At 72.4% G+C, this 25,515-nt stretch carries 23 protein-coding genes; 13 read left to right on the top strand and 10 right to left on the bottom strand.

The features are described from left to right. Positions 1-10 precede the first annotated feature (10 nt). Positions 11-391, top strand: coding sequence for a PPOX class F420-dependent oxidoreductase (locus OO68_RS30715; protein WP_033312448.1), 381 nt, complete (start codon positions 11-13; stop codon positions 389-391). Positions 392-455: 64 nt separating this feature from the next. After that, a complete protein-coding gene (locus tag OO68_RS30720) occupies positions 456-1,793 on the top strand; it encodes a Gfo/Idh/MocA family protein (protein ID WP_033312449.1) in 1,338 nt (445 codons plus the stop codon). Between the two features lie 7 nt (positions 1,794-1,800). Here OO68_RS30720 and OO68_RS30725 read toward each other — a convergent pair whose 3' ends face one another. Both OO68_RS30725 and OO68_RS30730 read right to left on the bottom strand, forming a co-directional pair. After that, on the bottom strand, positions 1,801-2,211 hold the full coding sequence (locus tag OO68_RS30725; protein WP_033312450.1) for a Zn-ribbon domain-containing OB-fold protein: 411 nt from the start codon (positions 2,209-2,211) through the stop codon (positions 1,801-1,803). Positions 2,212-2,362: 151 nt separating this feature from the next. Continuing rightward, a complete protein-coding gene (locus tag OO68_RS30730; RefSeq protein WP_033312451.1) occupies positions 2,363-3,031 on the bottom strand; it encodes a TetR family transcriptional regulator in 669 nt (222 codons plus the stop codon). A 221-nt stretch (positions 3,032-3,252) separates the two neighbouring features. On the opposite strand from OO68_RS30730, the gene OO68_RS30735 reads away from it, so the two are divergent. Both OO68_RS30735 and OO68_RS30740 read left to right on the top strand, forming a co-directional pair. Beyond that, complete coding sequence (locus OO68_RS30735; RefSeq protein ID WP_033312452.1) at positions 3,253-3,975, top strand: peptidoglycan-binding domain-containing protein; 723 nt, start codon at positions 3,253-3,255, stop codon at positions 3,973-3,975. Positions 3,976-3,984: 9 nt separating this feature from the next. Further along, positions 3,985-4,473 (top strand): flavin reductase family protein, encoded by a 489-nt coding sequence (locus tag OO68_RS30740; RefSeq protein WP_033312453.1) that lies wholly within the window; start codon positions 3,985-3,987, stop codon positions 4,471-4,473. A 244-nt stretch (positions 4,474-4,717) separates the two neighbouring features. Here OO68_RS30740 and OO68_RS30745 read toward each other — a convergent pair whose 3' ends face one another. The 4 genes from OO68_RS30745 to OO68_RS30760 form a co-directional block, all read right to left on the bottom strand. Beyond that, positions 4,718-7,114, bottom strand: coding sequence for a SpoIIE family protein phosphatase (locus tag OO68_RS30745; RefSeq protein WP_033312454.1), 2,397 nt, complete (start codon positions 7,112-7,114; stop codon positions 4,718-4,720). A 107-nt stretch (positions 7,115-7,221) separates the two neighbouring features. Then, the gene (locus OO68_RS30750; RefSeq protein ID WP_033312455.1) at positions 7,222-7,788 is read right to left on the bottom strand and encodes an antibiotic biosynthesis monooxygenase; all 567 of its coding nucleotides are present in this window, start codon (positions 7,786-7,788) and stop codon (positions 7,222-7,224) included. Between the two features lie 43 nt (positions 7,789-7,831). Further along, the gene (locus OO68_RS30755) at positions 7,832-8,212 is read right to left on the bottom strand and encodes a hypothetical protein (protein ID WP_181361526.1); all 381 of its coding nucleotides are present in this window, start codon (positions 8,210-8,212) and stop codon (positions 7,832-7,834) included. A gap of 259 nt (positions 8,213-8,471) precedes the next feature. Beyond that, positions 8,472-9,389, bottom strand: coding sequence for a MurR/RpiR family transcriptional regulator (locus OO68_RS30760; protein ID WP_033312456.1), 918 nt, complete (start codon positions 9,387-9,389; stop codon positions 8,472-8,474). 154 nt (positions 9,390-9,543) lie between these two features. Here OO68_RS30760 and OO68_RS46975 point away from each other — a divergent pair, with 154 nt between their 5' ends. Then, positions 9,544-9,705 (top strand): hypothetical protein, encoded by a 162-nt coding sequence (locus OO68_RS46975; RefSeq protein WP_167345929.1) that lies wholly within the window; start codon positions 9,544-9,546, stop codon positions 9,703-9,705. A gap of 68 nt (positions 9,706-9,773) precedes the next feature. After that, positions 9,774-10,175, top strand: a complete 402-nt coding sequence (locus tag OO68_RS30765; RefSeq protein ID WP_033312457.1) for a DUF3662 domain-containing protein — start codon at positions 9,774-9,776, stop codon at positions 10,173-10,175. 63 nt (positions 10,176-10,238) lie between these two features. Here OO68_RS30765 and OO68_RS30770 read toward each other — a convergent pair whose 3' ends face one another. From OO68_RS30770 to OO68_RS30780, 3 genes are all read right to left on the bottom strand, one after another. Beyond that, the gene (locus tag OO68_RS30770; RefSeq protein ID WP_078625553.1) at positions 10,239-11,903 is read right to left on the bottom strand and encodes a phospholipid carrier-dependent glycosyltransferase; all 1,665 of its coding nucleotides are present in this window, start codon (positions 11,901-11,903) and stop codon (positions 10,239-10,241) included. A gap of 37 nt (positions 11,904-11,940) precedes the next feature. Then, positions 11,941-13,851, bottom strand: a complete 1,911-nt coding sequence (locus tag OO68_RS30775; protein WP_033312458.1) for a phosphatase PAP2 family protein — start codon at positions 13,849-13,851, stop codon at positions 11,941-11,943. A 139-nt stretch (positions 13,852-13,990) separates the two neighbouring features. Beyond that, entirely contained in the window at positions 13,991-14,890 is a 900-nt protein-coding gene (locus OO68_RS30780) for a BadF/BadG/BcrA/BcrD ATPase family protein (protein WP_033312459.1), read from the bottom strand. A gap of 292 nt (positions 14,891-15,182) precedes the next feature. Here OO68_RS30780 and OO68_RS30785 point away from each other — a divergent pair, with 292 nt between their 5' ends. From OO68_RS30785 to OO68_RS30805, 5 genes are all read left to right on the top strand, one after another. Beyond that, entirely contained in the window at positions 15,183-16,316 is a 1,134-nt protein-coding gene (locus tag OO68_RS30785; RefSeq protein ID WP_245237225.1) for an ROK family protein, read from the top strand. A 274-nt stretch (positions 16,317-16,590) separates the two neighbouring features. Next, positions 16,591-17,919, top strand: a complete 1,329-nt coding sequence (locus OO68_RS30790; RefSeq protein WP_033312460.1) for an extracellular solute-binding protein — start codon at positions 16,591-16,593, stop codon at positions 17,917-17,919. A 118-nt stretch (positions 17,920-18,037) separates the two neighbouring features. Beyond that, a complete protein-coding gene (locus OO68_RS30795) occupies positions 18,038-18,949 on the top strand; it encodes a carbohydrate ABC transporter permease (protein WP_033312461.1) in 912 nt (303 codons plus the stop codon). Continuing rightward, positions 18,946-19,848, top strand: coding sequence for a carbohydrate ABC transporter permease (locus tag OO68_RS30800; protein ID WP_033312462.1), 903 nt, complete (start codon positions 18,946-18,948; stop codon positions 19,846-19,848). Before OO68_RS30795 ends, OO68_RS30800 begins: the two co-directional genes overlap by 4 nt. 2 nt (positions 19,849-19,850) lie before the next feature. After that, positions 19,851-21,557: a hypothetical protein gene (locus tag OO68_RS30805; protein WP_033312463.1), complete on the top strand. Its 1,707-nt coding sequence runs from the start codon at positions 19,851-19,853 to the stop codon at positions 21,555-21,557. 30 nt (positions 21,558-21,587) lie between these two features. On the opposite strand, the gene OO68_RS30810 is transcribed toward OO68_RS30805, so the two are convergent. Beyond that, positions 21,588-22,223 (bottom strand): nucleoside/nucleotide kinase family protein, encoded by a 636-nt coding sequence (locus OO68_RS30810; RefSeq protein ID WP_033312464.1) that lies wholly within the window; start codon positions 22,221-22,223, stop codon positions 21,588-21,590. A 119-nt stretch (positions 22,224-22,342) separates the two neighbouring features. Between OO68_RS30810 and OO68_RS30815 the strand changes: the two genes are divergently transcribed. Then, positions 22,343-23,080, top strand: a complete 738-nt coding sequence (locus OO68_RS30815) for a beta-phosphoglucomutase family hydrolase (protein ID WP_033312465.1) — start codon at positions 22,343-22,345, stop codon at positions 23,078-23,080. Then, positions 23,077-25,431, top strand: a complete 2,355-nt coding sequence (locus OO68_RS30820) for a glycoside hydrolase family 65 protein (RefSeq protein WP_033312466.1) — start codon at positions 23,077-23,079, stop codon at positions 25,429-25,431. Before OO68_RS30815 ends, OO68_RS30820 begins: the two co-directional genes overlap by 4 nt. Positions 25,432-25,515: the final 84 nt, after the last annotated feature.

Genomic DNA, 25,515 nt, shown 5'->3' on the forward strand with positions numbered 1-25,515 from the left:
ACTTCCCGCCATGCACGACAGGACGCTGGACGCACTCGGCGCGGGCAAATACCTGCTGGTCACCAGCTACCGCAGGAACGGCACGCCGGTCGCCACCCCGGTCTGGGTGGTACGCGACGGGGAGGCGCTCGGTGTGTGGACGGCCGCCGACTCCTGGAAGGTGAAGCGGATCCGCAACCGCGCCGACGTGCTGGTCGGCCCCTGCGACCTGCGCGGCAACCCCACCGGCGAGCAGGTGCCCGCGACGGCGGAGGTCTGCGACGCGGCCACCACCGACCGCTACCGGCAGCTGGTCGGCCGCAAGTACGGCTTGACGGGCCGGCTGACCCTGCTGGGCAGCCGGCTGCGCCGGGGCGTGGACGGCACGGTGGGCATCCGCATCACCCTCTGAGGTCGGGCAAGCGCTTTCGGCCGTGGGGGAGTGGGGGCCCCGTCCGCGGGAAAGGGCACCTGCCATGAGCCGAACTCCCGTCCTGCGCGCAGCCGTCGTCGGCACCGGCCACCGGGCCCAGCTGTTCACCCGCGGTCTCGCCGAACGCCCCGGCCATGTCGTGGCCGCGCTGTGCGACCCCAGCCCGACCCGGATGGCCTTCCACAACCGGCTGCTGGCCGAGACCGGCGCACCGGCCGCCACCGCGTGGGAGCCCGGCCGGTTCACCGACCTGCTCGCCGAGGAGGGCATCGACGAGGTCGTCGTCACCACCGTCGACGCCGAGCACGACCGCTACATCGTCCCCGCTCTGAAGGCGGGCTGCCGGGTCGTCACCGAGAAGCCGATGACCGTCGACGCCGGGCGCTGCGCCCGCATCCTCGACACCGTCCGCGCCACCGGCAACTCCCTGACGGTCGCCTTCAACTACCGCTTCAACCCCGTGCACGAGACAGTCCGCGAACTGCTCGCCGACGGCGCGATCGGCGAGGTGCTGTCGGTCCACTTCGAGTGGCTGCTCGACGTACGGCACGGCGCCGACTACTTCCGCCGCTGGCACCGCGAGAAGCGGCACAGCGGCGGCCTGATGGTGCACAAGTCCTCGCACCACTTCGACCTGGTGAACTGGTGGCTCGCCGACGAGCCCCGGGAAGCCTTCGGCTACGGGCGGCTCGGCTTCTACGGCCGCGAGGCGGGGGAGCGGCACGGACTGCGCCGGGACTACGACCGCGCCCACGGCGCCGAGCCGGCCGCCGGCGACCCCTTCGCCCTGGACCTCGCGGCCGACGACACCCTGCGCGCCCTCTACCTGGACGCCGAACGCGACGACGGCTACCTGCGCGACCGCAACGTCTTCGACGGGCCGGTCACCATCGAGGACGACATGTCCGTCCTGGTGCGCTACGCGCGCGGCGCGACGATGACGTACCACCTGACCGCCTACTCCCCTTGGGAGGGCTACCGGGTGATGTTCAACGGCAGCGCGGGCCGGCTGGAGCTGGAGGTGGAGGAGAGCCGCTGGCAGCCGCCGCTGAGCCGGATCACCTCGGCGGTGGGCGCGGTGCACGGCGACACGGCGCCCGAGCACGCGGGCGGCGCCCGTCTCACCCTGCGCCCGCTGTGGCAGCCACCGCAGGACGTGTCGCTCGCGGTCGCCCACGAGGCCCACGGCGGCGGTGATCCGCGCATGCTCGACGCGCTGTTCGGGCCCGTCGGCCCCGCCCGCCCGGCGGACACCGGTGCCGCGGCCCGTGCCACGGCCACCGAACGCGACGGGGCGCTCGCCCTCCTGGTGGGACTGGCGGCGAACCGGAGCTTCGAGACGGGACGGCCCGTGCGCACCGACGAGCTGATCGCGGGCTGAGGGGGCGTCAGCTCCAGGCCCGGTACGGCTCGTCCAGGAGCTGGAAGACCGGCTCGCCCCGTACCGGGTCCTTGGCCGTGGACAGCCGCACCCGGTCCCCGCTGTGGATGCCGATCGGCGGACCCATCACCCGGCCGCGCACCACGAACCCCTCGGACATCTCTATCTGCGACACGTTGCGCGCCGCGGGGGTGTTGCGGTGCACCACCGTGGAATGGCGGACGGTGCCCGTGCCCTCGGCGCGCTCGGTGCGCAGTTCGCTGCCCCGGCAGACCGGACACAGCAGCCGGTGATACATGGCGGTGCCGCACCAGGTGCAGCGCTGGAAGAGGATGGCCTCTTGGTTCTGGCCCCTCGGGTCGAGCAGACCCGTCGCGGAGCCGGCTGCCTGCTGAGCGACGCTCCCTGAGTGGTACACGCTGGTCAACTCCCTGCACTCGGCCGGAATCCGCGCACGCGATCACCCGCGCACACGTGTGCGCGGTTCGCCGTGCCACCGTGCACGCAGCACAGAGTATGGCACTCAGTGCCACTCGTAAAGGCACTCCGTACCCTCAATATGAGGGCGCTCAGCCCCGCCCCAGCGTCGCCTCGATCTCCTGCACCACCCGCCACAGCGGCGCCCCGCGCCGCGCCACGACGACCACCACGTCCTCCGGCCGCTCCGCCACCGGCGGCACCGGCACGGCCCCGAACGCCGACTGCACGTAGGCCAGCGCGTGGTCGACCGCGGTGCTCGCCTCGCCCCGCCCGTCCGAACGCAGCCAGGACCGCAGCGCGTTGTTGTGCGCCGCCACCACCGCCGCCGCGATCACGTCGGCCTGCAGGATGCCCTCCCGGCGGGCGGCGAAGCGCCGTCGCAGGTACTCGGCGAGGGCCCGCTCGTAGCGCCACACGACCGACAGCTCGTAGGCGCGCAGCCCCGGCACCTGCCTGGTGAGACGGTAGCGCTGCACCGAGAACGTCGGGTTCTCGGCGTACATGCGCAGCACGAGCCGTGCCGCGTCGCAGACCCGCCCCACGGGTTCGTCGTCGTCGGAGCCGTCCGCCAGGAAGGCCGTCATGTCGGCCAGACACCGCTCGTGGTCCGGGAAGACCACGTCCTCCTTGGAAGGGAAGTACCGGAAGAACGAGCGCCGTCCGACACCGGCGAGCGCCACGATGTCGTCGACGGTGGTCTGCTCGTACCCCCGCTCCAGGAACAGCCGGAAGGCCGCAGCCACCAGGGCGTCCCGCATGGGTGGTTTTCCGGTACCGGCCTCGTCCTTCTCGGAGCTCATGGGCGCGAACGTAGCACCCGGAAGATCAGGCGTGGCACTCAGTGCACACCACCCGAGGTACTGAGTGCTCTGCCGACCGGGCCCGGCCGGTCGCTGAACCCCGGACGCGCAGGCCGCGTATCTAGCGGCAGGACGATCCCCGAAGACGGGCGCCCCCGGCCCGGACGAAGGAGTACAGCGTGTCGACACCGTCCGAGCCCCGGCCGCCGCACGACGGCCCGGCCCTCGAACCCATCCGCGTCCTGCGGCCCCGCCGCACCGACGCGCTCGCGGAACTGATGCGGGAGTTCCAGCGGGAGACCGGCCGCGACCCGGGCCGGCAGGATTCCGGCCGCGACCCCGGCGGCTACGAGTCCGTCGCACTGCCCGGGCCGCCGACCGGCTCCGAGGCCCTGACGCAGGAGCTCCCTCCCGTGTCCCGCGCGACCACCCGCCGCTCCACCCGCGCCGTCCCCCCTGGGGCCCGGCTGCGCCGCGCCGCCGTCGCGGTGGCCCTCCTGGCCGCCGCGGTGATCGGCTTCGGCGGTGCGCTCCTGCTGCGCGGCGAGCACAAGGACGACACCGCCGCGCCCGCGCCGGGCCCGCCCCGGGCCGCCCCCTCCACCTCCGACCCCACGCCCACCCCGTCCGGCCCGGCCGCCCCCGCACCCGTGGACCCCGACGGCGCCGGCACGCTGCGCGAGGGAGCCAGCGGCCCCGAGGTGACCGAACTCCAGCAACGCCTCCTGCGCATCCCGGACGTCTACCGGGACGGCTCCACCAGCGGCCGCTACGACCCCACCCTCACCGCGGCGGTCGCCCGCTTCCAGCTCTGGTACGGCATCCGCGGCGACGAGACCGGCGTGTACGGCAACGACACCCGGGCCGCACTGGAGTCCCGCACCCCGGCGGGGGTGAGCTGATGTGTGACGATGGCCGGCATGGACGAGTTCGTCGACCGGCTGAACCCCGAGATGTACGTGGTCACCGCCGCCGCGGGCGGTGAACGGGCGGGATGCCTGGTCGGGTTCGCCTCGCAGTGCTCGCTGCGGCCCGTGCGGTTCGTGGTGTGGCTGTCCGAGCTCAACCACACCTTCCGGGTGGCCCGGAACGCGGACGTCCTCGCCGTGCACCTGCTCGGCCGCGAACAGTACGGCCTCGCCGAGCTGTTCGGCGGGCACACCGGTGACACCACGGACAAGTTCCAGGACGTCCGTCTGCGGGAGGCGTACGGCGGCGCCCTCGTCCTGGAGGACGCGCCCGCCTGGTTCGTCGGCCGGATCCTGACCCGTGCGGGCGGCGGCGACCACATCGGCTTCGTCCTCGACCCGGTCGAGTGGGGCGGACACGAGGCGCACGACGGGCCGCTGCTGCGGCTTTCCGACGCCCTCACCATCGACCCGGGCCACCCGGTCGACTGACGTCACCCTCTCCAGTCGAACGCCGGGCAAGGGCTGGGGAAAGCGGCACAACGGCGGGGCAAACCGGCGTCATCCTGGGCAGGGGCGACGCACGAGGCGCCCGAACCGCTGCGAACCGAAGGCCACGCCCATGAACGGCTCCCGCATTCCCGGCCTGGTGCTGCCCACCCTGTTCCTGCTGGCCCTGCTCGTGGGCCTGTGGTGGTACTGGCGTCACCGCGGCGACTCGTGAGAGCGGCGACCCCTACCCGTCCCGAACCCCGGGCACCCGGACGTCCACCACGCACACGTCGTCCCGCCGCTCGTCCGGCAGCATCCGCGCGAGCAACGGCCCCAGCGAGGCGGGCCCGTCACCGTGCGGAGCCGCCACCGCCTCGGCGAGCTGCTCCAGACCCCGGTCGATGCTGTCCGGGGGGTGCTCCACGAGGCCGTCGGTGTACAGGATGAGCCGGTCGCCCGGGTCGAGTCGGCACTCCGCCTCCTGGTAGACCGGCGTGGCGGTCGCCCCGAGCAGCATGCCGTGCGGCCTGAACAGATACCGCGCCTCGCCGTCCCGCAGCAGCAGCGGCGGGGGGTGTCCCGCCTGGGCCCACACCAGGCGCCGGCGGCGCGGCTCGTAGCGGGCCAGCACCATCGTGGCGGTCGCGTGGGAGTCGCGTGAGTGCAGCAGCAGGGTGTTCAGCCGGGCGAGCGCGCCGGTCAGCGACGAGCCCGTGATGACCATGCCCTTCGCGGTGAACCTGAGCTGGGCCATCGTGGCCACCGCGTCGACGCCGTGCCCGGCGACATCGCCGACCACCAGCAGCGCGTCCCCCTCGGGCAGTTCGATGGCACTGAACCAGTCACCGCCGACGTGCACACCCGACTGGGCCGGAAGGTAGGCGACCTCGACGCGCAGCCCGGCCAGGTGCACGGGCCGGTTGGACATCGGCAGCAGAGCGTGCTGGAGCCGGGAGGCCAGGGTCCGCTCGGCCTGCAGCACGTCGTGCTGGGTCAGGATCGCCCGCTCGCTCTCGACCAGGGCCAGCTCGGCCCGCCGCCGGGCGGTCATGTCCTGCACGAAGCCGTGCACCTCGACGGGCGTCCCGTGCCGGTCGGCCACCGCCTCGGCCACCAGCCGCAGGTGCCGGATGCCGCCGCTCGTCCGGATCCGGAACGGTACGTCGAACGGCCGCCCGCCGTGGACGAGTTCACCGATGGCACGCGTCAGCGCGGGCGTGTCCTCGGGCAGCGCGAGCTCCGGCACCTCGGGCAGAGGCACCGGGCCGTGTGCCGGGTCCCGGCCGACGAGGGAGAACACCTGGGTCGACCAGGACGCCTCCCGGGTGGCCAGGTTCCAGTTCGCCCAGCCGAGATTGCCCAGCCGCTGGAGGTCCGCCAGCCGCTGCTCCTGCCGGTCGGAGGAGCCGTGCCTGATCCAGGAGACGACGAGGGCGTCGCCCAGCGGGGCCACCCGCGCCGTGTACACGGACAGTTCGGCGACGCCCGCCAGGACCTCCTCGTGCGCGAACGGCTCGCCCTGGTAGGCCTTCCCGGTGGCCAGCACCTGCAGACAGCCCTGCCACAGCGGCTCGGCCGCCAGGGCCGGCCGCAGTTCCAGCAGCCGCCGCCCGGCCGGTTCCTCACCGGTCCGGCCCAGCAGATCACCCACCTGCGCGGTCGCGGCCTCCACCCGGAAGTCCTCGGTCTCGCCCGTCGCGGCCCGCAGCGGGGTGAGCAGCATCGCCGCGACAGGCAGCGCCTCGAACAGCGCCTGCACCGCGTCGGTGGTGGCGTCGGCGTCGCGCTCGGGCGGGGGGTCGAAGGTGCGCAGCCGGCCGGCGCACAGGCTGGTGGCGCCCCGCAGGTGGGCCCGGTCGCGCGGGGTGAACACGCCTGCCCGGCCGCGCAGCACGCCGATGCAGACCTCGGCCGGGCCCGCGGCGACCACGGGCAGCCAGGCACGTGAGCGCCACAGGTGGGGAGGGTCGCCGATGAGCAGGTACCGCCGTTCGTCCGCTGCGAAGTCCTCCAGCCAGCGCGGCTCACCCGCCCGCAGTGCGTCCAGCGCCGCCATGCCGCTCAGCGGCGGCACCTGGCCCCACTGGGCCGCCAGCCGGTCCTCGATGCCGGCGTGCCCGATCAGACCGAGCCCGCCGTCGGGCCTGCGTGCGTAGATCAGGACCGCTTCGGCTCCCATGTCGGGGCCGAGATGCTCCAGCAGGCACCGGGCGAGGTCGTGCGGTGTCATCACCCGAACGAGGGCCTGGCCGAGGCGGGCCAGGGCGGCGGTGACGTCGTCCGGCGCGTCCGACTGCTCCAGGGCCGCCTCCCCGGAAGGGTGTGCCCCGGCGCCGGGGGATTCGCCCGCCCTGCCCGGGGCGGGCGGGGCGGGCGCGAGGGTGCCCAGGGTGATCCAGCACTCCTCCAGCAGGGTGTGACGGGCGGCCTTGGCCCGCTGGAGCAGCAGTTCGCCCGCGGCGTCCGCGGGGCAACCGGTCAGTGACATGACCGCGCCCTTGGCCCGTTCCACGACAGCAGCCGTGGCCGCCTGGTCGCGCAGCCGGTCCAGCTCGGCGCGCTGCCGGGCGACGATCTTGGTCAGTTCGACCAGATCCGGTGCGGCACCGGACTGCGCCGGCGTCACGGGCTCGCTCGTCACGCGTTGAGCATGGCACACCCGGCCCGATTCGAAGAGCGGCTTGTGCGCACGGACTGATCGCCCGGCCCCGGCGCCCCATCCGTCACTCGGGCCTCGCCGGGCAGTGGTCAGCGGCCGTCGCGCGGGTACAGCCACAACCGCAGGAGCCGGCTCAGCCGCGGCATCACCAGGTACGTCAGCACGGGCAGCAGCACCAGCGGGAAGACGGCCGCCCGCAGGGGCAGCGGCCAGGCGGCGGTGTGGGGCGTCACCAGCCACTGGACGAGCAGGGTGAAGGGGTAGGCGCCGAGGAAGGTGGTGAGGACCATCTTCCACCGGGGCGGGGCCTGGACCGTGGTGCCCGGGAGGCTGAACCAGGTCTCCATCCCGGTCGTCGACTGGCGCTCGCTGCTGACCTCGGTGGCGATGTCCTCGATGCGCCGGTGCCAGCGCGCGCGCTCCTCGGACTCCAGCCAGGCGGCGAGCCGGTGCTGATCGGACCAGCGCAGGACCGCGTGGTAGCGGTGGCCGTCCTCGGGCGTCAGCCAGGAGACGCCCTCGTTGCCGGGGAACTGTCTGGCGCAGCGGGTGATGCCGTGCGTCCACTCCTCGAACCGCTGCTCCCGGCCGGGGCGCACCTGCCAGGTCAGAACAGTGGTCACCGGCTCGCCGCGCCGGGCTGTGGTGGTGCTCATTCCCCCACGGGTGCCACGCGCGGCGCCGGTCATGCCCGGTGGCTCACGGCTGGCGGTTCGCCTCCACCAGGGCCTGGGTCACCGCCCGGACGCTGCGCGCGATGTGCTGGAGCTGCATGACCTCGGCCGCGTACAGCTTGATGGTGTGCTCGATGACCCCCTCGTGCAGGCCGAGCCCGGGCAGGTCGGCGCGGGCGGTCTGCAGGGCGGTGCGGGCGACCCGGATCTCGTTCTGGACCTGGATCTGGGCGTGCCGGGCCAGGAGGACGGGGTGGCGGACGAACACGGGGTATCCGGCGTAGCGCGAGGGCACCAGTTCGCGCAGCCACTTGGCCGCCGAACGCTCCCAGTCGTAGCTCCCGGGGGTCTTGACCTGGCAGGGCCAGTCGGGGCTGATGCGCGTGGTGGTCAGGTGCATGATCATCGCTTCCGGGTGTGCGGCGTCGTGAGGGTGGACGACGGGTCGGGGCGGCCCCGGCCTAGGGGATGACCGGGGCCGCCACGAACACCCGGGACGCCGGAGTGGGTAGGACCCGGCTCCACGGGTGCGGAACGGATCCGGAACTGCCGGGTCGCGATCCGTGAGCAGTATTTATATATGCCATCCGGTTTGCAAGAAGCATGAAAACATTCATGCGTGCTTTGTTGTGGATGGTCCCCATGTGGTGTCCACCGCGTGCCGCTCAGTCCCTGAGGAAGAACTGGTGCTGGTCGGCGAGCTGCTCGTACTCCTCAAGGCGCGCCTGCGTCCGCTCCGGGTCCGCGTCCGTCATGGCCTGGAGCAGCGCCGAGCACATCACGCCCGGCGCCGCGTAGGAGTCGAAGACCAGCCGCGACCCGGTCCCGAGGGCGAAGACGACGTCCGCCTCGTCCGCCAGCGGCCCGAGCGCCAGATCGGTGATCAGCGCGACCTTGAGCCCGGCGCCCCGCGCGACCCGCACGGCGGTCAGCGTCTCCTGGGCGTGCCGGGGCAGGGAGAACGCCAGCACCCACGTACCACCCGCCTCACGCGACTGCAGCAGCGCGTCGTAGGCGACGCTGCCGCCCCGCGTCACGAGCCGTACGTCCGGATGGATCCGGCGGGCGGCGTAGGCGAAGTACTCGGCGAGGGAGACGGAGATGCGCAGCCCGAGGACGGTCAGGGGGGTGGAGGAGGAGAGCTTGCGGCCGACGTCGATGACCACGCCCGGGTCGGCCAGGTCGCGCCGCAGGTTCTCCAGGTTCTCGATCTCGGCGTCGACCGCCGCCTGCAGTTCGTTGCCCCGCACCTCCTCGGCCGGGCCGACGGCGAGGGTGCCCAGCGCGATCGACTGGAGCTTCTCCCGCAGCGCCGGGTAACCGCTGAAGCCGACCGCCGAGGCGAACCGCGTCACCGAGGGCTGGCTGACCCCGGCCCGGTCCGCCAGATCAGTGATCGAGAGGAACGCCGCCTCGGTGATGTGCTCGATCAGGTACTGCGCGATGCGCCGCTGCCCCGGGGACAGCCGGGGACGGTCGAAGAGCGCCCTGAGCTGGGCGGACGGGGAGACCTCCGCTTCGGGGGCGGCCTTCCCCGAGGTGATCGCGGATGCCTGTGCGCGTGCCTGCTGCGGCGATGGCACCGGTGCGCCTCCTTCGTCTCCCAGGACGTTCAACATAGCTCACGCACATGGTGACCAGGGCTTCTTCGGGCAGCATGAGCTGCCCGGCCGGGGGTTACCCGTACGCCGGGCGGGAACCCGCCGCCGCACACGACCCCCGAGAGGAGCCGCCGACATGACCGTCCCCGAGGAGAACCGTCCCAAGACGGAGACCACGGACGAACTGCTGGAACACCAGGACGACCACAGCTCCCGGCCGCCCGGCGCGACCGGCCGCACGATGCGCGAGGCCCTGGAAGAGGCCGAGGTGCGCCCCGACGACTACGACGACCGATAGGCGGTGTCCTTCCAGGAGACCCACGGCACCCCGATCGAATCGACGACGCTTCCGGCAGGTGAGACGGCATGGGCGCGCTGAGTGCGCTGGAACAGACACTGGAGAACCGCCTGGACGCGCTGTGGGCGCGGCTCCTCGACAGGGAGCCCGTCGAGGTCCTCGACGCCCTGCGGCGCGCATGCGACGACAACGCCGTCGTGTGCCGTGAGGGCCGCATCATGGTCCCCAACGCCTACGACGTGGAACTGTCCGACGACGTGCACGACCATCTGACCCGCACCGGCACCGACGTGGGCCAGGCCCTCACCGACAGCCTGTGCCGCCACGCGGAACGCCGCGGCTACGAGTTCGCCGGCCCGCTTGCGGTCCATGTGGCGAGGGCTCCCGACGTGCCCAACGGCCGCTACCGGGTGGCCGGCCGGGTCATGGAGCACGTGAGCGCGGACGGGTTCTTCTACGCGACCCACTGACACGCGACGCACTCACGCGATGCACTGACGTACGCGCGCGACCGCACTCACGCGCGACCGCACTCAACGGCGGTACAGCGTGATCGAGTGCCCGACGTCGTCCACGGGGCGGCTGCCGCCGATCAGTTCGGCCAGCCGCCCCGTGGCCTTCGCAGCCGCCGAGTCCGACACGGCCAGCAGTCCCCGCACCTCACGGACCGGCACCCGCCGGGGATCTTGGGCCTGGATGCCGTAGAAGGACGGCACACCACTGCCCTTGTACACGAGCCACACCCGCTCGCCCGGATACCGCTCGCGGAGCCGGTCCGCGAGCCGCCCGAGGTCCTGCCCCCAGTCGACGTTCGAGTCGTGCAGCCACTCCCGGGTCCTGCCCGGCCCCCCGAACGCCTCATTGGAGTACGGCAGATAGTAGGGATACGCCCGCACCGAACTGACGGCGGCGAACGCCACCAGTACGGCCAGCCCCACGCGGACCCACCGCCGCCGCACCGCGAGCACGCACCCCGCCGCCACCGCGAGGAACAGCGGCAGGAACACGGCGTAGCGCGTCCCCAAGTCCCGCGCCCCCTGCATGACCGCAGCCAGCAGCACCAGGGGAACGGCCAGCACCCAGGGCGCGGCAGGCCGCAGCCGCCGGACCGCGACGAGGGCCGCGGCACCCGCGACCCACAGCACGAGCATCCCCAGCGGGGTCTTCACCAGCAGCGCGGCCGGCAGGTAGTACCAGAGCGAGCCGTCGTACAGCCGCCCGAACAAAAACCCCTGCCAGGGCCGGTTCTCCAGCCCGAACTGCACCCGCATCCCGTCCCGGTAGGCCTCCGGGAACGGCATCAGTTCCACCAGCAGCCCCCGCAGTCCGCGCACCACCGGTACCTGCTGCTCCGGAGCCCAGCGCAGCCGCGGATCGACCATCAGATACGTGACCCACACGACGGCGACGGCGACCAGGGCCATCCCACCGGCCGCCGCAACGGCCCGGAGCCGACTGCCGCCGGACGACCGCCGCACGGACACCGCGGTCAGCGCCACCAGCACCGGCACAGCGGGCAGCATGCTCATCTTCGTGGCCAGCGCGGCGCCCAGCGCCACTCCCGCGAGCGGCGCGTACAGCCGCGGTCTCCGGCGGGCCCGCCACACCAGCCACGCCGAGGTCAGCACGAACCCGGCGGCCGGTACGTCGAGCGTGGCGAGCGAGCCGTGGGCGATGACGTCGGGGGAGAAGCAGTACAGCGCGAGGGCGGCCAACCCCGCGAGCGGCCCGGCCAGTTCACGGGCGAAGGCGAACACCACCAGCCCGAACGACAGGGTCAGCGCGATCACCGGCAGGCGGGCCAGGATCATCAGCCGCCAGGGATCGTTGCCCGCCTCGTACAGCAGATGCCGGCCCGACCGCCCCTGGTCCCCGGCGAAGGCCGGGTCGAGGTGCGGATCCGCCAGGGCGACCCCCACGCCGATGAGCAGTTTGCCGAGCGGCGGATGCTCGGGGTTGTGCCGCAACCGGTGCTCGTGCACGTACTGGGCGGCCGCGCCCACGTACACCGGTTCGTCGATCGTCGGGGTCTGCCGCACGGCGGTCGTGAGCATCGCGAAGGCCATCTGCGCGAGCAGTACGGCCACGATCAGCGGCACCGGCCACCGCCTGCCGGGCCGGTGCGCGCCCTCCGCCGGTACCGGGGGCGGGAGCGGCACCGGCCGGGGAACGGCGGGAGCGATCCGGAGGGCCCTCATGGACCCAACTGTGCATCAGCCCCCGCCGTGGAAAGCGCTACCTCCGCACGAGTCGCACCGACAGACCGCCGGCCGTGTGGACGGGGACGGCCAGCAGCGTCTCGGAGTCCAGCTCGACCCGGTCGAACCGGCCGCGCAGCTGTGCGGCGGACAGGACGGGAAGGGTCGTCCCGGCGACCGGCGGCCGCTCCGAGTCGAGCCGCAGCGACAGCACGCTGCCCCGGCCGAGCAGGACCCGCCGGCTCACCGTGAGGGCGGGGCCGTGGTTCCTGCGGAGCAGCAGCTCCAGCGCCGACTCGCCGTCCTGGACGTACGAGCCGCGCACCCGCAGCACCTTGTCCGCGCGCAGCGTGCCGCCGGTGACCCGGACGTCGCCCTCGCCCAGCGCGTTCGGCGCCCCGGCGACCAGCACGCCGTCCTCGACGACGGTCCCGCCGTGATAGCGGTTGTGGCCCGTCAGGGTGAGCGTGCCCGAGCCACGCTTGGTCAGACCGCCGTCGCCCTCGATGTCGTTGCGCCAGCTGTCGGCCGCGTGGAAGCCGCCGGCCGCCGCGTCCAGCGTCACGGTGACGTCCCGGTCGAACGCGCCGTAACCGTCCGCCGCGGCGAACAGGTTCAGCCGGCCCCACTGCTCGAAGCCGTCCAGCAGGACATAGCCGGAGGGCAGCGCCGTCGTCCGCAGCACCTCGCGCCGCTGGGCCGCGCTCAGGTACGGAAGGCGCGTCTCCAGCAGTACCTCCGCGCCCTTCGGCACGGTGAGCGGGTCCTTGCGGCCCCGGCGCGGCAGGACGTACGTCAACCGGTGGGCGACCGAGCGGGCGTTGGCGGCACGGTCGGCGTAGGCGTCCCCGGCGCCCGGGTGGGCGTAGTCGTACAGCGTGTCCGCCGTGGTGCCGGTGCGCTGCGTGAAGTAGGCGAGGGCCTGGGCGCGGGCCGCCGCCTTGAGCTCCGCGTTCGCCGGGTCGGCCAGGGTGGCAGCGGCCAGCGCGGTGGCCATGATCCGTCCGCCGATCACGTCGACGGGGGAGTGCATGCCCGCCACGATGCGGGTGTGGGCCAGCTCCAGGGCACGCGTCACCAGCTCCTGGAAACGCTCGGGAACCGCGTACGCGTACGCCAGCGACGCCAGGTGCAGGGCATTGGTGTGGCCACTGGGGAAACCGCCGTCCTCGGCGGGCTTGTCGCCACGCTGGCGCAGCAGCTGCGGGGCGACGACGACCTTCGACTCGTACACCGGGAAGCCGAACTCGTCCGTCTCGCCGGTGTCGACGACCTCGCTTTCCTCGTTCATCCGCCACGGGCGCGGGTACTGGTAGGCGAACTTGGCCGGGTTGCTGGAGGCCCAGTTGCCGCGCAAGGTGTCCACCAGCCGGGCCACGAGGCCGAGTTCGGAGTCGTACGAGCCCGCGCCCAGTGCGGAGCCGGCCGGGGCGTCGGCGGGCACGGCATCGCTGATCTTGGCCGATGGGGTGCCGTCCGGGGCGCTGGTGATCGAAGTGACCGCCTTGGCGCCCGTCTTGTAGAGCGCGGCGAGCGGGCCGAGGCCGCCGATCATGGAGTAGCTCTGGTGCTGGCGGTCAATGACGAAGGCTTCCTTGGCCTCCGCCTCGGTGCGGTCGGCGGTGATCCGCTCGCAGTAACGCACGTTGGAGCGCAGCACGTCCGGCATGAGCGGGATGCCGGTGTTCCAGGTGCCGGTCTTCCACACCTGGGCGAAGCCCCCGAGAGCCCGGACGACCGCGTTGGTCTCGGGGGTCTGGTTCGCCAGGACGTTCGTCTTGTAGTCGTCGACGAACGCGGCGGGAGCGGTGGCGGCCTTGGCGTCCGCGGCACCCAGCCACCCGACGAGGGTCGGCGCGGCGACCAGCGCGGCCGAGCCGCCCAGGGAAGTTCTGAGGAAGCCCCTCCGGTTCAGGGTGGGGGAGTGGTGCCCGGCGGATGACGGCATGGGTGTGCCTCTCTTCAGTTCTTCGGAGATGTGACCGGGGAAAGTCGTGCGATCTTGCCTGATTCGAAGGCCGAGCCGTGTCCCGTCGAAGAGGGTTCGGCGGCCGGGAGGTGTCCCACGGATGAACGCACGGCCCGGCTCACCGCAGCGACCGCGCCAGCGCCACCGCGCCCTCGACCGGTGGTACGCGAAGGGGTCTGGCGCGGGCCGTGGGCAGCGTCTCGGCCAGGGCGACGGTGAACGCGTCGAACAGCTCCGGCTGGGACAGCACGGTGCCGCCCGCCACGACCACGTCGTCGACCGCCACCCCGCGGTCGGCGAGCCGGGTGACCAGCGCGGCAAGCGCCCAGCCCGCCTCGTCGATCACGGTCCGGGCGAGCGCGGAGCCGTCGGCGGCCGCCGCGAAGACGACGGGGGCGTGCCGGCCCCACTCGGCGGAAACGTCCGTCGCCCTTTCCAAAGCCGCGCCCAGCGCGGGGACCTCGGGCACGTCGAGCGCGGCGATGAGCCCGAGCGCGAGCGCGTCGGGCCGCTCCCCGCGGTCGTGGGCGGCCCACGCGGCCCGGGCCGCCTCCCGGACGAGCCCGGCGGCGCCGCCCTCGTCGCCGAGGACCGCGCCCCAGCCGCCCACCTGGACGGCGGTGCCGTCGGGCAGCCGCCCCACGGCCACCGAACCGGTGCCGGCGACCAGGCCGACACCCTTGTCCAGACCGGCCGCGGGGACGAGGAGCTGGGCGTCGCCCACCACCAGCGCGGGCGCGTCGAAGTGCAGCTGGAGCGCGGCGCGGATCTGGGCGCACTGGCGGGGGGTCTCGCAGGCGTGCCCGCCGACGGCCACCGCGGACGGACGGGCACCTGCCGGAAGCGCGTCGGCGACCAGCGCGGCCAGCCACCCGGCGGCTGCCACCGGGTCGTGCGGCCGCCAGCCGCCGCTCGCACGGATGTGGTCGGCCACGAGGGCCTCGCCCGCGAGCGCGCGGAGATGCGTCTTGGTGCCGCCCACGTCGATACCGACCACGAGCGTCGCGATGTCCTGCACGGAACCCCTTTCGTCGTTGCGCTGTGCTGCGACGGTGGGCGAACCGTGCCTGAGGGGCGGGCAGTTGAAGGACTAGGGAAGCCCCGGGACGGGCTTCTGGCGGAGCACGGCAGGCGAGTACCGTGAACTTCGTTAGGAAGTTAACTAACGAAGTACAGTGCGTCAAGAGGAATGCCTTCGCCGCGTCCCGTGGAGACGACCCGAGACCATCCGAGACGACCCGAGACGATCCGGGACGGTCGGCCCGGGAGCGCGGCCCGTTACCCGTGTGGGGGAACTGTTGGAACCTGACGTGGCAAGAGCCCCCCGCCTGACCGAGAGCGCGGGCGCGGTGTTCGCCGTACTGGCCGGGGCCGGCCGCGCGACCCGGCCGCAGCTCGCGAGTCTCGCGGGCCTGTCGAAGCCGACGGTGTCCGCCGCCGTCGCCGAACTGGAGGGCGTCCGGCTTGCCGCCCACTCCGGCACGGCCTCCAGCGGCACCGGACGCAACGCCGCGGTCTACCGTCTCGGGCCGGCCGCGGGGGCCGTGCTCGCCGTCGACCTCGGCCCCGCCCTCACCCGGGTCCGCGGCTGCGCCCTGGACGGCACGCTGCTCGCCGAGGCCACCGGCTCCCGGGCGGGCGCCGCCGACGTCGTGCGCGAGGCGCTCGACGCGCTGCCCGCCGACGCCCCGCTGCGGACCATCGTCGTCGCCGTCGGTGACGTCACCGCGCCGCGCAAGGAGGGCGCCGGCATGCGTCCGGCGACCGCCAAGGCGGGCCCCGTCTTCGACGCCGTGGCCGTCGCGCTGCCACCGGGCGTCCCCGTCCACCTGGAGAACAACGTCAACTGCGCCGCCCTGGCCGAGCTGCACGAGGGTGCCGCCCGGGGCCGGAACACCTTCGGCTACCTGCGCATCGGCGTCGGTATCGGCCTCGGCATCGTCGTCGGCGGCCAGGTGCTCAGCGGAGCGAACGGCGCGGCCGGTGAGCTGGCCCGGCTGCCCTACCCGTGGGACGACGGCCGTGAGCCCCGCCACGAGGCCCTGGAGGAGTACATCGGCGCGCGCTCCCTGCTGCGGCGCGCGGCCGAGGCCTGGCCGGACACCGACGGGCCGTGCCCCGACACCGCCGAGCAGCTCTTCGCCCTCGCCGCACAGGGCCGTACCGCCGCCCGCGCCGTCGTCGACCGCCACGCCGTGGACGTGGGCCGGCTCGCCGCCGCCGTGACCGCGGTCCTGGACCCGGGGCTGGTCGTGCTGGGGGGCAGCACCGGCGCGTACCCGCAGCTCCTGCGGGGTGTGAGGGCCGAGCTCGCCCGGCTGAGCTGGCCCACCGAAGTCGTCAGCAGCACGGTCGGCGATCTCGGCACCGTCGTGGGCGCCGCCCGGCTGGCGGTCTCCCGAGGAGTCCAAACCGTGACCGAGTCCGCGAGGGCGAAGGATTGACGGCCTCCGACTCGATCTGCCAATGTCCGGACAAGCGCTTTCTAAGTCGGCCGGGACGCCGACTCCGGGTGAGCCTCCCGCCCGTACGCGAAGTACGGCAGCCGCACGAGGGCGAGCTTGTGCGACGCCGGCCGTCATGGCCGGGGACACCACCCGTCAAGGCGACGCGGCCGGGCGAGGCCGTGCCCCCGGAAAGCGACATCTCCTTCACAATGCACCAGTGCCGCCTCGGCCGGCCCCGTGCTTCCTCCGCTACGACGAAAAGGGATCGAAGATGATCAGTGTGGGTGTGCGGCGCTCCCGCCGACTCGGCCGCGGCGGCATACGCCGCGTGGTTCCCCTCGCTGCCGTGGCCACGGCAGGTGCCCTTCTGCTCTCCGCCTGCGGCTCGGGTGGGGACTCGGGCGGGACGTCCAAGTCGCTGACGTTCTGGATCTCCACGGTTCCCGGGCAGGACGCGGGCTGGAAGAAGATGGTGGCGCAGTACAAGAAGGAAGCCGGCGTCACCGTCAAGCTCGTCAACATCCCCTACGACGGTTACCCGACGAAGCTGCACAACGCCGCGCAGGCGAACTCGCTGCCCGACGTGGCGGCCGTGCCGGCACTGGACCCGATCTGGGCGAACAAGCTGATCGACCTGAGCTCCATCGCCAACAAGAAGAGCAACAAGATCAACGCCAACTTCGTCGCGAAGGACTCGTCCGGGAAGGTGCTGTCCATCCCCTCGGACGTCACCGCGTCCGGCATGTTCATCAACAAGACCCTGTTCAAGAAGGCCGGTGTCTCCTTCCCCACCTCGCCGGAGAAGACCTGGACCTGGACCGAGTTCATCAAGGCGGCGAACAAGGTCCGCGAGAAGACCGGCGCCAAGTACTCCCTGACCTTCGACCAGTCGCCGTCCCGGCTGCGGGCCATGGTGTACGAGATGGGCGGCAAGTACGTCCACGCGGACTCCTCCGGCAAGTTCTCCGTGGACGCGGCCACCAAGAAGGCCGTGAACACCTTCGTCGGATGGAACGACAACAAGACCATGCCGAAGTCGGTGTGGACCAGCGGTGCCGACCCGTCCGCCATGTTCCAGAGCGGTGACGTGGTCGCCTACTGGTCCGGCGTGTGGCAGGTCGCCGCCTTCTCCGAGAGCATCAAGAAGTTCGACTGGGCCAGCGTCCCGACTCCCGCCCAGCCGGTGCAGGCCAGCGACGTCAACAGCGGCGGCATGATGGTCGGCTTCAACAACAACGGTGACGCCGCCACCGCCGCGCAGAAGTTCCTGTCCTGGATCTACGAGCCGGACAACTACCGCGTGCTGTGCGAGGCCTCGGGCTTCCTGCCGGTCGAGACCGGCCTGAACCCGAAGTACCCCTTCAAGTCCGAGGCGGCGCAGGCGGCGTTCAAGCTGTACAACGAGTCGATCCCGCTCTACGCCCCGATCTCCGGCTACTTCAACGGCGCGCAGACGAAGTGGGTGCTGAAGGGCAAGAGCCTCACCGAGGACCCGACCAAGACGGAACTCGGCAAGGCGATCAACGGCCAGCAGTCGCCCGACAAGGCGCTGGACAACATCGTGGCCGGCTACAACCAGCAGGTCGGCGGGGGATCGTAGGCCGACGGGCCCGGGCGGCGGTGTCCCGGCCCCGCCGCCCGGCCCCGGGCGCCCACGTGATGCCGGGTTCACGGCGTGAGCCCACAGCAATCCATTCCACCAGCACGGAGTCAGGAAGATGACAAAACGCGCCTCGGACGTGACCGTGAGCCCGCCCAGGAGACGCAGCAAGTACACCGTCGCGCCGCTCGTCCTCATCGCGGCCAACGTCGTGCTGTTCGCGCTGTTCTTCATGTGGCCGGCGGTGATCGGGCTCGTCTACTCCTTCACGAACTACACGGGCGTAGGCGCGTTCCAGTTCGTCGGACTGGACAACTACAGCAAACTGTTCGGGGACTCCACCTTCTACGACGCGACGACCCGGACGCTGCTGTACACCGTCCTCTTCGTGCCGCTGAACTTCGTGTTCTCGCTGCTCATCGCCAACGTGCTGGTGAGCAAGCACGCCAAGGGTGTGTCGGTCGCCCGCATCTTCTTCTTCATCCCGTGGCTTCTGTCGCCCATCGTCGTGGGTGTCCTGTGGCGGTGGCTGTTCGGGGAGAACTTCGGACTGGTCAACTACCTCATCGAGAAGGCCGGCGGAAGCGCCGTTCCGTGGCAGTCGAACGCGGACCTGTCGCTGCTGGTCGTGGTGGTGGCGGCATCCTGGGCCTGGACGGGCTTCTCCATGCTGCTGTTCATCGCGGCGATCAAGAACGTACCGACGTCGTACTACGAGGCGGCCGCGCTCGACGGCGCCGGACCATGGCGCCAGTTCATGAGCATCACGCTGCCGAGCATCGCGCCGACGTCCTTCATCGTCATCCTGCTCAACACGATCCACGCGATGAAGGAATACCCGCTGTTCGCCTCCCTCAACAACGGCGGACCCGGAACATCGAACAACCTGCTGGTCCAGTACATCTACCAGACCGGCTTCAAATCGGGCCAGATCGGCTACGCGAGCGCCGCGTCGTTCGTGCTCATGCTCATCCTGATGGCCGTCGCGATCGTCCAGCTGATCGTCAACCGGCGGGTGGAGAACCGATGACAACCACAGACACGCCGCGCAAGGCCGACTCCACGCCCGGACGGGCTGTGCCCAGGAAGCGGTCCGGCAGCGCGGCCAGTGGCGGGCTCCGGCGCGCGATCCCCGCGACGACACTCCTGTGGGTCCTGGCGGCCCTCTACGGCGTGCCGGTGCTGTGGTTCGTCCTCAGCTCCTTCAAGCCGGCCGGAGACCTGTTCTCCCTCCCGCTGACGCTGTTCCCGACGAACCCCACCGTGTCGGGTTACGAGGCGGCGTGGGACAGCGCCAACTTCTCCCAGTACTTCATCAACACCGCCATCGTGTGTGTGATCGCGACGATCCTCACAGTGGGAGTCAGCTGCTGTACCGGCTACGCGCTGGCCAAGTACGACAACAAGTGGCTCAAGGCCTTCTTCGTCGGCATCCTGGCCACCACGATGCTGCCCGGCGAGGTCATGCTCGCCCCGCTCTTCCTGGTGGTCCGCGACCTCGGCCTCTACAACTCGCTCGCCGGCATCATCCTCCCGGCTTTGCTCACCGCCACCGGATGCTTCATGTTCCGCCAGTTCTTCCTGACGGTCCCCGACGAGCTCATCGAGGCCGCCCGCATCGACGGCGCGCGCGAGCTGTCGATCTTCCTGAGGATCATGGTGCCGATCTCCCGGCCCATCATGCTGACGCTCGCCATCCTCTCCTTCCAGTGGCGGTGGAACGACTACATCTGGCCGCTGCTGATGCTCAACGACCCCGAGAAGTTCACCGTGCAGATCGGCATCCAGAGCCTCGTCGGGGCGCAGAACATCAACTGGTCGGTGCTGCTGGGCGGTTCGGTCATCTCCATGGTCCCGCTGATCGTGGTCTTCCTGGTCTTCCAGCGGTACGTCATGAACGCCGACATCAACGCCGGACTGAAGGACTGACCGTGAGCACCCCGCTCGACCACGAGTTCGTCCGCGCGGCGGCCCGCGCCGCCGACCGGCCGGCCGCCCCGCTGGCGGCCGCCCCCGACGAGGAACCCGCCGGTGTGCCCCACCGCGCGCTGGCACGCCGGGTGAAGACCCTGATCGCCGCGTACCGGTCCCCGGACTCGGCCCTGCACGGCAGCGGGCAGGCTCTCGCCGCCGCGACGACCCAGCTCCGCGCCCTGCGCGCCGCGCAGACGGACACCGGCCTGTTCGCCGGCGGCGACAACGTGCAGTCACCGCCGGACTCCGGATTCACCGTCAACGACGTGTGCGACGCGCACGTCCTCGCCGCCGGCGCGGGGCCGGAACTGCGCGACGTCACGGCCACGCTCGCCGAGATCGCCCGTGCCGCCTCCGGCAGTCTCCTGACCGGCGGGGTGCACACCCCGAACCACCGCTGGGAGCTGTGCGCCGCGCTGGCCCGGCTGCACCGGTCGTTCCCCGACGACCGGCTGCTCGACCGCATCGAGGAGTGGCTCGCCGAGGGCGTCGACATCGACGCGGAGGGCCTGTACTCGGAACGCAGCGCCAACTACGCGGCCCACGTGTCCAACCCTTCGCTGCTGCTGCTGGCCGACGTCCTCGGCCGCGCCGACCTGCTGGACGCCGTCGAACGCAATCTCGCCACGACCCTGGACCTCATCCGGCCGGACGGCACGGTGGAGACCGTCCACTCGCGCCGGCAGGACCAGAACCGCCCGTTCCCGCTGGCGCCCTACCTGCCGCACTACCGGCTGCTCGCGATCCGCACCGGCCGGGGCGACTTCAGCCGGGCGGCGCGGCTGGCGGCCGCCGGCGGCATCGACGACCCCGACCTGCTCGCCGAGGCCCTCCTCGCCCCGGACCTGACCCGCGTCCTGCCGGCACCGGACGCGGAGCCCCTTCCGCGTGACCGGTACCTCACCACCGCGCGTCTGGCCGCCCGCGCCTCGGCCACCGCGCACACGGTGGTGTACGGCGGCTCCGACGTGCCCGAGCACCGGCGCATCCGCTCGGGCCTCGCGTGCAATCCCACCTTCCTGCGTCTGTTCGCCGGTGACGCGGTCCTCGACGCGGTCCGGCTCTCCCGGGGATTCTTCGACCTGGGCCCGTTCCGTGCCGCCGAGATGCAGCGGTCCGCCGCCCACCGGTACCGGCTCACCGAAACCCTCACGGCCGCCTACTACCAGCCGCTGCCGACGGACCGGCGGCGGGACGACGGCGTCTACCGGCTCGCGGACGAGGGGCGCTTCTCGGCCGCGATGGCCTTCTCGGACCGGCCTCGGGACGAGGTCTCCCACACCACCCGTATCGAGGTGGACCTGCGGGAGGACGGTGCCGACCTGCGCATCGACATCAGCGGACCACGGGTGCCCTGGGCCCTCGAACTGACCTTCCGCCCGGGGGGCGAGCCGGAGGGCGCCGTCCCCGTCGGCGACGGACGCTGGTGCCTGGCGGCCGGGCCGATGACCTACCGGGCCGGGGGCGACGAGATCCGCGTCGAGGCCGTCGTCGAGGCGGGCGAACCCCTGGCCGGGCCGGACCGGAGCGATGTGCTGCGGTACGACCCGGGGCAGGACTACACCGTGGTGGGCGGCACCGACGCGACGACCGGGAACCGCGTCTACATCGGGGGACACGGCCCGCAGACACTCACCGTCGCACTGCGCGCCCGCCGGTCCTGAGGGAAGCGGACCTGACCCGGGGTCGGCCGGTCATACCCCGCCCGGCACCACCAGGTCCGCCCGTCCCCGGGTCGCCGCGACCAGCTCGGCGTTGCGCTCGTCCGAGCGGGCGACCCAGGCCACCGCCTCCTCGTGCGTCTTGCCGAACCGCTCGTGACGGGCGACCAGCCGGCGGACACGCTCCCGCTCGGGCAGGTCGCAGAACCACACCTCGTCGAGGAGGGGGCGGACGCGGGGCCAGGCTCCGGTGGTCAGGAGGAGGTAGTTGCCCTCGGTGACGACCAGACGGGCCGTCGGGTGCACCGGGATCGCGCCCGCGACCGGCTGCTCCAGGACGCGCTCGAAGCCCGGGGCGTACACGACGTCCCCCGGCTCGTCGCGCAGCCGCCGCAGCAGGGCCGCGTACCCGGCCGCGTCGAACGTCTCGGGCGCGCCCTTGCGGCTCCGCAGGCCGAGGCGCTCCAGTTCGGCGTCGGCGAGATGGAAGCCGTCCATGGGGACGTGGGCGACCCAGGGGTCACCGGCGTCGTTCAACTCCCGCACCAGGCGCTCGGCGAGCGTCGACTTGCCGGCGCCGGGACTGCCCGCGATACCGAGGATCGCGCGCCGGCCGCCCTGAGGAAGGGCCCGGGCACGGTGGAGGAGGTCGTCGAAGGTGAGCGGCACAGGGAAAGTCTGTCACCCGGTGGGGGCCGGGGCGCCGTGAGCTCCGCACCCCCGCGCACCCCCCTGCGTGTGGCGTGCGCCACTCACTGGAAGGTCGCCGGGCGGGGAACGGGTCCCCTATGACGCAGCTCGGTCTTCCCGCACACATCCACGCCTGTCTCTTCGACCTCGACGGCGTCGTCACCAAGACGGCCGTCGTGCACGCGGCCGCCTGGAAGGAGATGTTCGACGCCTTCCTGCGCGAGCGCGACGGCGCGGACTTCCGGCCGTTCGAGGCGGCGGACTACGACGAGTACGTCGACGGGCGACCACGCGCCGACGGAGTGCGCACCTTCCTCGCCTCCCGCGGCGTCGACCTGCCCGACGGCGCCCCGGACGACCCGCCCGGCGCCGAGACCGTGCACGGACTGGGCAACCGCAAGAACGAGCTGGTCCTGGAGAAGATCCGCACCGACGGCGTCGAGGCCTACGACGGAACACTGCGCTATCTGGAGGCGGTCCGGGCCCACGGACTCAGCACCGCGATCGTCTCCTCCAGCGCCAACTGCCGTGACGTGCTCCGCTCGATCGGCGCCGAGCACTTCTTCGACGTCCGCATCGACGGCGTGGTCGCCGCCGAGCGCAAGCTGCCCGGCAAGCCGCACCCCGACACGTTCCTCGCCGCCGCCGAGGACCTCGGCGTCGAGCCGGCCGAAGCGGCCGTCTTCGAGGACGCCCTGGCCGGTATGGACGCGGGCCGCGCGGGCCGTTTCGGCTACGTCGTGGGGGTCGACCGGGTCGGGCAGACCGACGCGCTGTACCGGCACGGCGCCGACATCGTGGTGAAGGACCTCGCCGAACTGGGGGAGACCGAGTGATCACCCAGCGAGCGTTCAACGTCGAGCCCTGGACCGTGCGCGAGACGGAACTCAACCTCGACGTCCTGGCGCAGAGCGAGTCCGTCTTCGCCCTGTCCAACGGCCATGTCGGCTGGCGCGGCAACCTCGACGAGGGCGAGCCGCACGGCCTGCCCGGCTCCTACCTCAACGGCGTCCACGAACTGCACCCGCTGCCCTACGCCGAGGCCGGCTACGGCTACCCGGAGTCCGGCCAGACCTCCATCAACGTCACCAACGGCAAGGTCCTGCGGCTGCTCGTCGACGACGAGCCGTTCGACCTGCGTTATGGGCGGCTCGTCACCCATGAGCGGATCCTCGACCTGCGGCGGGGCGTCCTGGAACGGGTCTGCGAATGGACCTCCCCGGCCGGCTCGACCGTCCGGGTGCGCTCCACGCGGCTGGTGTCCCTCACCCAGCGCGCGATAGCCGCCGTGGCGTACGAGGTGGAGCCCGTCGACAGCCGCACCCGGGTGGTCGTCCAGTCCGAACTCGTCGCCAACGAGAGCCTGCCCGAGCCGGACGGCGACCCGCGCGCCGCCAAGGCGCTGAAGTCGCCGCTGGAGCCGGAGGAGGACCTCGCCGAGGGCAGCCGGCTGCGCCTGGTCCACCGCACCCGCCGCAGCGGCCTGCGGGTCGCCGTGGCCGCCGACCACACCGTCACCGGCCCCGAACGGACCACCACGAGCAGCGAGTCCAACGTGGACGTGGCCCGGCTGACCATCACCTCCGTCCTGGAACCGGGCGAGCGGCTGCGCGTGGAGAAGCTGGTCGCGCACGGCTGGTCCGGCGTCCGCTCCCGGCCCGCGATGAGCGACCAGGTCGAGGCGGCCCTGGCGGCGGCCGGACACAGCGGCTGGCAGGGGCTCCTGGAGGACCAGCGGGCCTACCTCGACGACTTCTGGGCGCGGGCCGACGTCGAGATCGACGGCGACGAAGAGATCCAGCAGGCCGTCCGCTTCGCCCTCTTCCACGTCCTCCAGGCCGGCGCTCGCGCCGAACAGCGCGCCATCCCCGCCAAGGGACTCACCGGCTCCGGCTACGACGGCCACGCCTTCTGGGACACCGAGGCGTTCGTGCTGCCCCTGCTCACCTACACCGCGCCGAAGTCCGCCGCCGAGGCCCTGCGCTGGCGCCTCGACACCCTGCCCGCCGCCCGCGAGCGCGCCGCCCAACTCGGCCTGCGCGGCGCCGCGTTCCCCTGGCGCACCATCGAGGGCTCGGAGGGCTCGGCCTACTGGCCCGCCGGGACGGCGGCGTTCCACGTGGGCGCCGACATCGCCGACGCCGTCGTGCGGTACGTGGCCGTCACCGGCGACGAGACCTTCGAACGCGAGGTCGGCGTGGAGCTGCTGGTGGAGACCGCCCGCCTGTGGCGCTCCCTCGGCCACCACGACGACCGCGGCACCTTCCACATCGACGGCGTCACCGGACCGGACGAGTACAGCGCCATCGCCGACGACAACACGTACACCAACCTGATGGCCCGGGCGAACCTGCTGGCCGCCGCCGACGCCTGCAAACGCCACCCCGACGAGGCGGCGCGGCTGGGTGCCGACGAGGAGGAGATGGCCGCCTGGCGGGACGCGGCCGAGGCCATGAACGTCCCCTACAACGAGGAACTCGGCGTGCACGAGCAGCACGCCGGCTTCACCCGCTACCAGCGCTGGGACTTCGCCCGCACCGGCCCGGACCAGTACCCGCTGATGCTCCACTTCCCCTACTTCGACCTGTACCGCAAGCAGGTCATCAAGCAGGCGGACCTGGTGCTGGCCATGTACACCTGCGGGGCGTTCTTCGAGGAGTTCTTCGACGAGGAGCAGATCGCCCGCAACTTCGCCTACTACGAGCCGCTGACCGTCCGCGACTCCTCCCTGTCCGCCTGCGTCCAGGCCGTCATGGCCGCCCGGTCCGGCCATCTCGACCTGGCCGCCGACTACACGGCCGAGGCGGCGCTGATGGACCTCGGGGACCTGGAGCACAACACCCGCGACGGACTGCACATCGCCTCGCTGGCCGGCACCTGGATGGCGCTGGTCGCCGGGTTCGGCGGCATGCGGTGCAGCGACGGCGCCCTGCGGTTCGCGCCCCGCCTGCCCGAGCGGTACAGCCGGCTCGCCTTCAGGATGGGCTTCCTCGGCCGGTGCCTGCGCGTGGAACTGACCGCCGACCGGGCCACGTACACCCTGACCTCCGGCACGCCACTGACCATCCGGCACCACGGCATCGAACTGACGGTCGGCGAGGACGCCCCCGTCTCCCTGCCCATCCCCGAGCTGACCCACCGCCCCGCCCCGAGCCAGCCCCCGCACCGCGCCCCCAACGCCCGCTGACCGCCACTCCCCGTCAGGCGGTTGGCCGAGTACCGCCCTGCATTCCACCGCCCTGCGGGTTAGCTTGATCGTGTTTTCCGATCA

Source organism: Streptomyces iakyrus, from assembly GCF_000717055.1.
GTDB classification, from domain to species: domain Bacteria; phylum Actinomycetota; class Actinomycetes; order Streptomycetales; family Streptomycetaceae; genus Streptomyces; species Streptomyces iakyrus.